The organism is Deinococcus misasensis DSM 22328, assembly GCF_000745915.1.
Taxonomy (GTDB): domain Bacteria; phylum Deinococcota; class Deinococci; order Deinococcales; family Deinococcaceae; genus Deinococcus_C; species Deinococcus_C misasensis.
Genome location: NZ_JQKG01000038.1, coordinates 16,014 through 25,852, shown reverse-complemented (window position 1 = coordinate 25,852; position 9,839 = coordinate 16,014). Strand labels below are relative to the sequence as shown.

The 9,839-nt window shown below is 52.9% G+C and carries 13 protein-coding genes; 5 read left to right on the top strand and 8 right to left on the bottom strand.

The window, feature by feature from the left end; all coding sequences use genetic code 11:
• Positions 1-22 precede the first annotated feature (22 nt).
• Complete coding sequence (locus Q371_RS18415; RefSeq protein ID WP_034343132.1) at positions 23-1,174, top strand: amidase; 1,152 nt, start codon at positions 23-25, stop codon at positions 1,172-1,174.
• 3 nt (positions 1,175-1,177) lie between these two features.
• Here Q371_RS18415 and Q371_RS18410 read toward each other — a convergent pair whose 3' ends face one another.
• The 8 genes from Q371_RS18410 to Q371_RS18375 form a co-directional block, all read right to left on the bottom strand.
• The gene (locus Q371_RS18410; protein ID WP_034343130.1) at positions 1,178-2,569 is read right to left on the bottom strand and encodes a glycosyltransferase family 2 protein; all 1,392 of its coding nucleotides are present in this window, start codon (positions 2,567-2,569) and stop codon (positions 1,178-1,180) included.
• Between the two features lie 43 nt (positions 2,570-2,612).
• Positions 2,613-3,788, bottom strand: a complete 1,176-nt coding sequence (locus Q371_RS18405; protein ID WP_034343128.1) for a HEAT repeat domain-containing protein — start codon at positions 3,786-3,788, stop codon at positions 2,613-2,615.
• Positions 3,767-4,150 carry a response regulator transcription factor gene (locus Q371_RS18400; RefSeq protein ID WP_034343161.1) on the bottom strand — a complete coding sequence of 128 codons (384 nt, stop codon included), beginning with the start codon at positions 4,148-4,150 and terminating at the stop codon, positions 3,767-3,769. Before Q371_RS18400 ends, Q371_RS18405 begins: the two co-directional genes overlap by 22 nt.
• 110 nt (positions 4,151-4,260) lie before the next feature.
• Positions 4,261-5,625 carry a tRNA (N6-isopentenyl adenosine(37)-C2)-methylthiotransferase MiaB gene (gene miaB / locus Q371_RS18395; protein ID WP_034343126.1) on the bottom strand — a complete coding sequence of 455 codons (1,365 nt, stop codon included), beginning with the start codon at positions 5,623-5,625 and terminating at the stop codon, positions 4,261-4,263.
• 21 nt (positions 5,626-5,646) lie between these two features.
• Entirely contained in the window at positions 5,647-7,011 is a 1,365-nt protein-coding gene (locus Q371_RS18390; protein WP_034343124.1) for a recombinase family protein, read from the bottom strand.
• On the bottom strand, positions 7,008-7,487 hold the full coding sequence (locus Q371_RS18385; RefSeq protein ID WP_034343121.1) for a hypothetical protein: 480 nt from the start codon (positions 7,485-7,487) through the stop codon (positions 7,008-7,010). Before Q371_RS18385 ends, Q371_RS18390 begins: the two co-directional genes overlap by 4 nt.
• Positions 7,488-7,499: 12 nt before the next feature.
• On the bottom strand, positions 7,500-8,201 hold the full coding sequence (locus Q371_RS18380; RefSeq protein ID WP_034343119.1) for an ImmA/IrrE family metallo-endopeptidase: 702 nt from the start codon (positions 8,199-8,201) through the stop codon (positions 7,500-7,502).
• A 3-nt stretch (positions 8,202-8,204) separates the two neighbouring features.
• Entirely contained in the window at positions 8,205-8,696 is a 492-nt protein-coding gene (locus tag Q371_RS18375) for a helix-turn-helix domain-containing protein (protein ID WP_084571526.1), read from the bottom strand.
• A gap of 99 nt (positions 8,697-8,795) precedes the next feature.
• Between Q371_RS18375 and Q371_RS18370 the strand changes: the two genes are divergently transcribed.
• The 4 genes from Q371_RS18370 to Q371_RS18360 are packed head-to-tail and all read left to right on the top strand — an operon-like array spanning position 8,796 to position 9,839.
• On the top strand, positions 8,796-9,026 hold the full coding sequence (locus Q371_RS18370) for a helix-turn-helix transcriptional regulator (protein ID WP_034343115.1): 231 nt from the start codon (positions 8,796-8,798) through the stop codon (positions 9,024-9,026).
• Entirely contained in the window at positions 9,023-9,178 is a 156-nt protein-coding gene (locus Q371_RS27215) for a hypothetical protein (protein WP_157442811.1), read from the top strand. The genes Q371_RS18370 and Q371_RS27215 overlap by 4 nt, the downstream gene beginning before the upstream one ends.
• Positions 9,178-9,549, top strand: coding sequence for a hypothetical protein (locus Q371_RS18365; RefSeq protein ID WP_034343114.1), 372 nt, complete (start codon positions 9,178-9,180; stop codon positions 9,547-9,549). Before Q371_RS27215 ends, Q371_RS18365 begins: the two co-directional genes overlap by 1 nt.
• The gene (locus Q371_RS18360) at positions 9,546-9,839 is read left to right on the top strand and encodes a hypothetical protein (protein ID WP_034343112.1); all 294 of its coding nucleotides are present in this window, start codon (positions 9,546-9,548) and stop codon (positions 9,837-9,839) included. Before Q371_RS18365 ends, Q371_RS18360 begins: the two co-directional genes overlap by 4 nt.

Here is a 9,839-nt window from a genome sequence, read left to right as displayed (position 1 = left end):
CACTTTTGTTATCCTGAAGCACATGGACATGGACCATCACGCATGGGCATACAAGCCCTCAGAACCCCTGCAAAAAAGCAGCACCGGGCTCCTGAAGGGCCTGACTTTCAGCGTCAAGGACCTGATCGGGGTGTCTCCCTGGCCCCTCAAAGCCAGCACCCATGCCCCGTTGCCCCATGTGCCAGACAATCCAGTCACCCAGAAATTGTTGCTGGCTGGAGCCGTGTTGCTGGGCAAAACCCACCTGCATGAAATTGCTCTGGGCATCATGGGCATGAATCCGGTGGCCGGGCAAGCCCTGAATCCCCTTTCTCCCAATCGCATCTCTGGAGGAAGCAGCAGTGGGGCAGCCATCACGGTGGCCACCAGAGAATGTGATTTTGCTCTGGGAACCGACACAGGAGGCAGCATCCGCATTCCTGCTGCCCTGTGTGGGGTATACGGCTACAAGCCCACCCATGGTCTGTACAACACCCAAGGGGTGCTGCCCCTCAGCCCCACCTGTGACCATCTGGGCACTTTGGGACGCAGCATTTCCATGATTCAGATGGTCCATCAAGCCATCACCGGCGTCAGGCCCTTGCATCTCCCATGGAAAGGTCTGAAGGTGGGACTCTGGAACATCAAACATTGGGTCACCCCAGAGGTGTGGGAAACCACCGAAAACTTCTCGCACAAACTTCAGCGTCTTGGGGCCAGTGTGGAGGTGTTCGATTTTCAGGTGCCTGCCAGCACCTATTCCACCATTGTGCTCTCTGAGGCAGCCTTCACCCACCGTGCAGCATTGGAAAAAGACGACTCTGGCTTTGGAGATTTCACCCGGACCTTGCTGCATCAAGGCAAAGCCATCAGCGCTGTGCAGTACCTGTCTGCCATGCAAGAAAGGCAAATGTGCCTGCGTGACCTCAAAGGCCTTTTCCACCAGTACGATGTGCTGATTGCTCCGGCGGTGCCCTGCATTGCCCCTCTGCTCGGAGAAGACAGCATCGAGCTTCCAGAGGGCAAAGTGCCCCTCCGGCAGGCTTTTTTGCGCGTCACCAGTCCATGGAGCATGTTGGGCATTCCGGTGGTCAGTGTGCCTTTGCCGCTCAGGGGGGTCAGTGTGGGCATGCAGGTGATGCTGCCCCACGGAGAAGACGACCGTTTGCTGGGCCTGTGCGCAGAATTGGGCTGAACTTCACCTTGGGATTTTTTGCCGGGTCATGGAACCCCACTGTCCTTTTTTGCGGTACAGGTCCACAAAAGCCTTGACCCTTTCCCACGCCAGAATCTGCCGGTAACCCAGTTGTTCCACGATGGTTGCCAGCATGATTCTGGCCCGGTCTTTCTGGCTGGCATAGCGTTTCACCATGAAGCCCTCGATGCCCAGAGAGGCCACGCTGACCAGCACCCCATACAGCAATGCCATCACCAGAAAACCCACAGCAAAAATCAGGTTCAGTTGCCCTGTGACCGCCAGATACACCATGAACACATAACCCAGAATTTCAATCAGGGGTGCGAGGGCTTCAAAAATCAGATAAAACGGCATGCTGAAAAACCCGATCCGGCCATAACGGGGATTCAGAAACATCCGGCGGTGCCTCCAGAGGGTTTCCAGAAGTCCACGGTGCCAGCGGTTCCTCTGGCGTTTGAGGGTGCCCCAATCGTTGGGGACCTGCGTCCAGCAGATGGGATCCATCATGTAGCGCACACTGTAGGGTTTGCGTTTTTCACGCATTTCGCGGTGCAAGCGGACCACCAGTTCCATGTCTTCACCCACGGTGTCGGTGCGGTAACCGCCCACATCCAGCACAGCCTTTCTGGAAAACAGTCCAAAAGCACCAGAGATGATCAAAAGCACCCCCAGTTCACTGAAGGTGGACCTTCCAGCCAGAAAAGCCCGGGTGTACTCCACGACCTGAATGCGTTCCATCCAGCTTCTCGGGGCATGCAGGGTTTCCACCACATCCCCTGCAAAATCGGCACCGTTGAGCACCCGAATGGTGCCCCCCACCGCCACCAGAGAGTCGTCTTCCAGAAACTGCCGGGCCACCCGCAAAAGGGCTTCGGCCTCCAGCAAACTGTCTGCATCCACCGCACAGAACAGGGGTTTGGTGGCATACACGATGCCTGCGTTGAGGGCGTCAGCTTTGCCTCCGTTGGCCTTGTCGATCACCAGCAAGTTGGGATGGGCAGGGGCACGGTAAAGGCCCCGGATTTCCTGCGTGGAAAGGATTCTGGAAGGGTATTCCATGGTGGCTTCCAGCCCAAATTCCTCGATCAGGACCTGCATGGTCTGGTCTTTTGATCCGTCATTGATCACAATCACTTCAAACTCGGGGTATTGCAGGTTCAAAAAAGAATGCACCGAAGCCACAATGGTGGCCTCCTCGTTGTAGCCCGGCACCAGCACACTGATGGGTTTGTAATACTCCCGTTCCAGATAGGTTTTCAGAATCACCCGTTCACCCCGACGGGCTTGCAGGATCATCACCCTTGAAGCAATCAGGACACTGATGGCATAAATGCTGTTAAGCACAGCAAAATACAGCAGAATCAACACTTCAAGGAGGGGCAAAAAAGACATAACGTCACCTTAGCATCAAACCCCACCCTTGCAGTACAAAATGTCACATCCCTGTCTGCAAAGCAAAAATTTGTTGGGAGGCCATGTCACGGGCATAGCGGTCTGGATGCCCATGGGCAGCTTTCTGCAAGGTCTCCATGCCTTTCGGGCCTTTCTGCAGCAGAACCCCTGCAATGTTGTGGCGCACCCACCACGCCTGATCGGCCAGAGCGTCATACAGCTTCTGAAAAGCCCATTCCTCGTGGATGCCCGCAAAAGCCAAAGCGGCCTGTGAACGCACAAACCACACCGGATCTTTCAGGAGCACTGCCACGTCGGTGGTGGCTTCCTCTGGCACATATTGAAGGCTGGAAAACACCTTGAGCACGGCTGCACGCATCTCCGGGTTGTGTGAACGCAAAAGCGGCAGGCACTCTGGCAGGCACTCCCACAAACGCAAACGGATCAGGGCATTGAGCGCCCTGAGTTTCATCGGCTCTGGAAACCGCACCAGAATGTCCTGAATCAATTTCACCGAGGAGGAGCCCAGCAGCACCAGCACCTGTTCAATCCAACCCGAGCCAAAGCGATCCAGATTGAGCAGACGCTCAAAGGTCACGGCCACATGGGCAGGTCCCACATCGGAGTACCCCATCGAACGGGCCAGAGACAGCACCGCCAGACGGCGCAACTCTGGATGGGGATGGAGGCAATACTCCACCAGCGTGGGATAGGTGCGCGGATCGGCCAGCACCGCCCAGCGTTCCAGCACACGCACCCGCCGTTCCAGCAGGTTCCAGCCGATCATGGCTTTCTGGTCCCGTTCCAGCAGGCCACATTGCTCATAAATGCTGCGGATGTGGTCTGCGGCCTCCCCTTTCAGGGATTCTTTGAGCAGGATCAAGGTGTCGGCACCGATTTCAGAGACTCTGGCGGGCAGAGGGGCCTGTTCGAACAACACAGCAAACCAGATCCCCGACCACTTTTCCTGTTCCCTTTGAACCTTGCGTTGCATGGCCTCGGTGTAGGTGAAGTAAAACACCTGATAAAGGGCAGTGAGCACAATGGCTGCCAGACCGCCTACAATGCACACCAGCAACACACGGTACACCACCTCAGATTGCTGGGCCAGTTCAGGCTTGAGCAGCACATAAGACAGCAAAGCCAGCGTCCCGAGGATCACCCCCACAATCAGGAACGCCAGCAAACTCAGGCTGATCAGGCCGAAACGTCGCCACATGGCAGGTACCTTTTCAGGCGCATCAGCAACTCTTGAGGGCTGAAAGGCTTTTGCACAAAGTCCACAGCCCCTTCCTCCAGAGCACGCAACACACTGGCCTCTTGCTTCATGCCTGAAAGCACAATCACAGGCACCTTCCAGTGGGTGCGGATCAGGCGGATCAGGTCAAAACCACTGCCTCCAGGCAGGTTGAGGTCCATGAGCACCAGATCGGCCGCTTGGCCCGAGGTGATGGCTTCTTCTGCGCTGTGGTAACGGTCGGCCACCAGAATGTCATAACCTTGAGTGGTCAAAAGGCGTTGCAGCATCATGCGCAGCACGGTTTCATCTTCGATGATCAGGATTCGTCCTTTGTCTGCCATGGCTGTGCACCTCCGTCTCTCATCATTGTAGGGAACAAAGTCATACAAAAAAACCACACGCCCCACAGAGGGAGGCATGCTGGTTTCATTTGATCTTATGGTTTGAAGGTCTAAACGTTCACTGCAGCGTTCTTGACAGGCACAAGCACCTGTCCCTGAGCGTCCAAGAAATTGCCGAACATGCTGTGTGGCGTGGCATGGCTGACCCTGACCGTGTAAATGCCCGGTCGGTCCAGACCCGGCACCTTGGGAATGAAAATGGGATGGTTGCCCCGGGTGTGCCCTTCCAGCAAACTGGGATCGGTGGCATCTCCACGCAACAGGACTTCCACATCCTGTCCCACAAAAGCCCCATTCTTCTTGAGGGCCCACTCTTTCTGTTTGTCAATCAAACGCTTCAGGCGCTCAATTTTGACTTCTCTGGGCATGTCGTCAAAGTGCTTGTAACTGGGTGTCCCCGGACGGGCACTGTAGGCAAACATGTAGGCCTGATCGTAGCCCACCTCATCAAAGAGGTCCATGGTTTGCTGGAAGTCCTCTTCGGTTTCGCCAGAGAAGCCCACGATGATGTCGGTGGCCAGCACCACATCGGGCATCCACTTCTTCACGGCAGCGATGTGCTCCAGATACTTCTCGATGGTGTACTCGCGGGCCATGCGACGCAAAACCCGATTGGAACCGCTCTGGACCGGCAGGTGCACGTAATTGCACACCGCTGGGGTTTCGGCCATGGCCTGCGCCACATCTTCGGTGAAGTTCATGGGATGGGAGGTGGTGAATTTGACCCGCTTGATGCCACTGCTCCCCACCATGCGCAAGAGTTCAGCGAAACTGGGAATGCCAGCCACCCGCTGCCCCTGATCAATCCCATAACTGTTCACGTTCTGCCCGAGCAGGGTCACTTCCTGCACTCCGGCGGCCAGCAGCATGTCCAGTTCTTTCATGATCAGGTCAGGATGACGGGACACCTGAGGGCCTCGGGTGGTGGGCACGATGCAGTAGGTGCAGTGGTGGTCGCATCCACGCATGATGGTCAGGTGGGCCTGCAACTTGCCGGTGGGTGCAGGCGGAATGAAGTCGTGCAGTTCATCTTTGAATTGCAGGCTCCAGAAGCGCTCGTTGTTCTCCAAGGCTTTGGAGATGTCCAGAATGGCACCCGGTCCAATCAGGACATCCACTTCAAATTTGCGGGCAATCTGCTGGCCTTCTTCCAGTTGGGCCAGACAGCCCATCATGCCGACCACCAGATTGCGTTTCTGCTTCTCTTTTCTGAGCAAGCCCAGAACCGTCCGAACCTTGTCCACGGGTTTCCCACGCACTGCGCAGGTGTTCAGCAGCACCAGATCGGCATGGTCCGGTGAATCCACCATGTCCATGCCCAGGGCCACCAATTGGGATTCCACCAGATGGGTGTCGTATTCATTCATCTGGCAGCCATAAGTGATGATGTGGAAAGTGGCACCACTAGCCCCCATCAGTTTTTTTCCTTCTGTACGTCATTCATTGCGTAACCTCAACTTCACATCTCCACCGGGAAACACCATCACTGTGATACCAGCTTTTCGGACCAGTTCAGAGAGCGGTGCATCTTTCAGGGTCTTCAGTTTGGCCATCCATGCCACAGCATCAAACTCTGGAACTTCAGGCACCAGCGGAGTCACCTCCAGGGCTTTCATGGCTGCATCGATGCGGTCCATGTCTTCCTTGAATTCCTTCTCACTGATCGCCCTAAGCTCAATGAACGCAGTTTTCAGCCTTTTTCTCTGGCCTTCCAACTTGCGGCGTTTTTCACTGAGGTCTGGTAAGACTGGTGTGCTCGGGACTTCGACCATGCTGGCCAGAAGTTCAGGGTCTTTGACCCGACTTAACAGTTTAACACCCTCTAGCACTGCTTGATGAATGTCATCCACCGGGTAATATTTGCTGTGAGTGCAGATCCTGTTTCTGCGCAACAGCCGACCCCTGCAAAAGTAATACGGGTGCTTGTTCACCCCTTGCCGGTTGCCGCTCATGGTGGATTTGCACAGACCACACTTGATGGATCCCATCAGGGGATACAGGCCATGTTGTGAGCCTGGCCGGTTCTGGTTTCTGTACCTTCTTTCCAGTGCTTCACCTGCAGCTGTCCACATGGCATCGGTGACCAGGCGCATGTCAGGCATGGAGATGGTCAGCCTCTCCCCTTTTCGGCCATACTCGTATGTGCCTTTGTAGAGGGGGTTCCTGACAATTTGCCTGATGGTGCTGGTACCCCATTCACCCCGTCCGGTGGGTGTGGGGATTCCCCAAGCTGTGAGCTGGTCACACAGTTGGTTTGATCCTGTGTGACAGATCTCTTTGAAGATCCAGCGCACCCATTGCGCCTGCTCCTCAAGGATCTGGCCATCCCGGTAGCCGTAAGCAGCAGGTTTGATCACTGGCTGGCCACCCCTGACCTTTGCCAGTTTGCCAGCGTACATGCGCGTTACGATCCTACGTCTTTCAGCATCTGCCATGACCGCCCTAAGACCAAAGTTCAGGGCAGCTGCATCATCTACAACGTCAAGAACTCCTTCAATGGCACTGTGCACCTGCATCCCCACATCACTGAGGGCAGATAGTAGGGTGTAGGCCACTGGCACAGATCTTGCAAGCCGGTCCACCGCATACACGATACATACGTCAAACTCTGACGCTCGGGCAAGCAGTTCTGTGAATCCGGTTCTGGTCTCCTTTGTTCCGCTGATCACATCGGTGAAAACCGCCAAGACCTCCAGACCAGAGCGAGCAGCATAGCCCCTGCAAGCTGCTTCTTGGGTGGCCAGACCGTATTTCTCAGTTTGGTTGTCGCTGGAGACTCTGAGGTAGATTGCTGCTTTCATTTCCTCAATTTTGCCATGTTTATAGGAATTTTAGTAGAAACGTACTTTTGAGTATTATCAGAAAAATAGAATGTCAAAGAGTAAAGGATTGAAGTGTATTCCACATTCGGTTTCAAAATGATCCTAAAAGGGAAATCGTAACGTCCTGCACCTATTGCACCCTGTGTGTTATTTATCTGATTTTTAACCCAATATTCGCTAAATCCGCTTTCCGTATTTCTTCCCAAGTGTTCCTTACTAATTTTCCCTGTATCAATATCATTAATAATTTGATACATATCATAAAATTTAACAGCTCTCTTCTCTACTGACATTAAGGTTTTACCATTGGAAGAATATGCTCCCGACACAGAACAAAATAGAAGAATGCTTTCATCGTTAGTGTAAAGCTTTTCACATGAAGCTTGAGGATTACCAATTTTTTGCCCTAAAGCTGTACTAAGTAACAGAAAAGATGCCAAGATTACGACTCGCATAGGTTATCTCCTTTACCAAGTTCCGACATACAGACCGACAATCTTTTGTGTGTTCTGTATGCGTGTAACCAACAAATCTATATTACCGTCCATCTCTATTCTGGTGTTGTGTCCAGAGGCTGCATTGAATGCTGGATGGTTGCTTGGCAGCACTTCATACCGTCTGATTGGCAATCTGAAGTTGTGCTTGCTGAGGTCCAGCACTGTACGTCCAGAGCACAGCATGCCTGCAACACTGGCTGTTTCCTGCAGGTGCACCATCCGCTTCAGTGCTGTCTGCAGGTCTGCCCTGCTCAGCCTGGCCATTTCCAGAATGGCCATGGGAGTGTAGTCCCACCGGTCCAGAGCCACATGCACCACAGGATGGGGGATCAGCAGGTGTGATGCAGCCACATTGCAGAACTTTTCAATGTAGGGCTCTGCATCCAGTTCATCCCCTCCAAAGTGATTCACTATGGATTCTTCAATTCCGCAATCAGAAAGCATGACATGGGCAATTTCGTGCATTCCACAGAACCGCACACGCTCTACGCTCTGGTTGTAATTGATGGTGATGATTGGAAAGAACGCCTTGTAAGTTAAAGCCGTGTTGTAAGGATGATATGAAACAGCAATATCCAATTTATCCGCAAGGATTCTATAATCTGTTTCATAACCATACATTCTGTGCTTTTTCTGAACATAAAAAATAAACTCATGCAAAAGATCGTACATGAGCTATTCCCGCTTTCTCAGGTGCTTTCTGATGGCTGAATAGAAGTCCAGCCACTCATCAAAGGTCTCTGGTCCAGGCCCCCGGCGTTTGATCTGTGCAAGTCCCTGCTGGATGTCAGGATCCTGCAGCTCTGGCCATTTGTGGCTGAGTCCATCGATCAATTCCTGTAAGCCTGCAGGGATTTCCACTGTTCTATACGAGGTTTGAGGTGTAACAGGAGTATCTGGCGCAACCGTGATGATTGCGCTAGGTTTCAGCGTCCTCACTTCTTCCTCTGAAAGGCGAAGTGCTTTTACCAGATCATCAAAATATTCAGATCTGAGGACGTTAACTTTTCCATTCTCAATATAGCTTAAGTATTGGTATGAAGTCATCCCTACCAGCTCGGCCACTTGTGGCTGAGTCAGCCCTAGGGCCTTGCGTTTTTTGGCCAGAAATGCACCAATTTCTTGCGCTGTCATCGAGTTTTCTTCCATCAGCACAACTCCTGCCATGACTTATGTATAACCACCTTAATCCTTCATACTTGTGTTTACAATCACATATATGTGATGGTCTTGAGTGACCTCATACATGTGTGATATCTTTGACTTATGAAAGAGGCTGTAGGCACCAAAATCAAAGAAATGCGTGAAAACGCGTCTTTGACACAGAAAGAACTTGCCGTAAGGCTGTGGGGGACTGACAAAAATCAGAGCTATATCAGTGAGATTGAAGCAGGGAAACACAGTCCCAGCGTCAATTTTTTGTCTGAAATTGCCCAAGCCCTAAATTGTCAGGTCGCAGACTTAATACCTAACTTAGGTATGAGGGAGGATGTATGAAGAAATCTTCTGCTTCTAAGGTCCGTTTCGCTGGTTTCCAGATTGGTGACCGGGATGTGTCTGTGCGTGAGGCCCGAGAGCACTTTTTGCCCACGCTGGCCCGACTGGTCACCGATCCTGCTTTGGTGTCCCCTGCTGTGGAGGTGGCTTGATGAACGAAGACTTGAAAGCTGCCATCGAGCAGAAACACATGGATGAGCTGAGCCCTCTGGACCATCAAAACCGCTTGAAACCCGAGTGGGAAGCCCGATTAGAAGCCACCAATCAAGCTTTGACCGCATACGGCTTAGAGATTGTCGTGAATTTTTATGGTGAGGCCCAGATGTGCGAGTGTGGTGAAGAAGGGGCTTTGTTTCAGCTTCCAGTGGGGTTCCTTGAGGATCCTGAATCAGCTTTCAAAATCTGCATGGCCATGGTCGAGGTTTACCGCCTTGGACGTTCAGAAGGGGATGCGCGTGGTTATGAACGTGGCTGCACCAACACCCTCAGAAACATTCGTCATGCCTTGGGGATCCATCAGTGAGCACTGAACCCCTGAACCCCCTGCAAATGATGGACCTCAAAAACCGTGCGTACATTGCCGGTGGCCCTGCACTGAAATACAGAACCGAAATTGGTGATCTGCTCTGGATTCAAAAGGCCCTCGATGACCTGTCTGCATCCCTGCCCCGGATTCCTGCTGACCGCCCTGCTGATCAGCAGCTGGTGGCCAACATCATCAAGAAGTTGCAACAAGCCATTCAGAAAACCCACGAAAACCTTGCCAAAGAAAGACAGGCCCAGAGCAAACCTTCTGGCCTGTTTGGAGCCTGA

Bases quoted from the DNA above. Each gene is read 5' to 3' on its own strand.
- Q371_RS18415 (WP_034343132.1), top strand. From the start codon at position 23: ATGGACATGGACCATCACGCATGGGCATACAAGCCCTCAGAACCCCTG.
- Q371_RS18410 (WP_034343130.1), bottom strand. From the start codon at position 2,569: ATGTCTTTTTTGCCCCTCCTTGAAGTGTTGATTCTGCTGTATTTTGCT.
- Q371_RS18405 (WP_034343128.1), bottom strand. From the start codon at position 3,788: ATGTGGCGACGTTTCGGCCTGATCAGCCTGAGTTTGCTGGCGTTCCTG.
- Q371_RS18400 (WP_034343161.1), bottom strand. From the start codon at position 4,150: ATGGCAGACAAAGGACGAATCCTGATCATCGAAGATGAAACCGTGCTG.
- miaB (WP_034343126.1), bottom strand. From the start codon at position 5,625: ATGGGGGCTAGTGGTGCCACTTTCCACATCATCACTTATGGCTGCCAG.
- Q371_RS18390 (WP_034343124.1), bottom strand. From the start codon at position 7,011: ATGAAAGCAGCAATCTACCTCAGAGTCTCCAGCGACAACCAAACTGAG.
- Q371_RS18385 (WP_034343121.1), bottom strand. From the start codon at position 7,487: ATGCGAGTCGTAATCTTGGCATCTTTTCTGTTACTTAGTACAGCTTTA.
- Q371_RS18380 (WP_034343119.1), bottom strand. From the start codon at position 8,201: ATGTACGATCTTTTGCATGAGTTTATTTTTTATGTTCAGAAAAAGCAC.
- Q371_RS18375 (WP_084571526.1), bottom strand. From the start codon at position 8,696: ATGGCAGGAGTTGTGCTGATGGAAGAAAACTCGATGACAGCGCAAGAA.
- Q371_RS18370 (WP_034343115.1), top strand. From the start codon at position 8,796: ATGAAAGAGGCTGTAGGCACCAAAATCAAAGAAATGCGTGAAAACGCG.
- Q371_RS27215 (WP_157442811.1), top strand. From the start codon at position 9,023: ATGAAGAAATCTTCTGCTTCTAAGGTCCGTTTCGCTGGTTTCCAGATT.
- Q371_RS18365 (WP_034343114.1), top strand. From the start codon at position 9,178: ATGAACGAAGACTTGAAAGCTGCCATCGAGCAGAAACACATGGATGAG.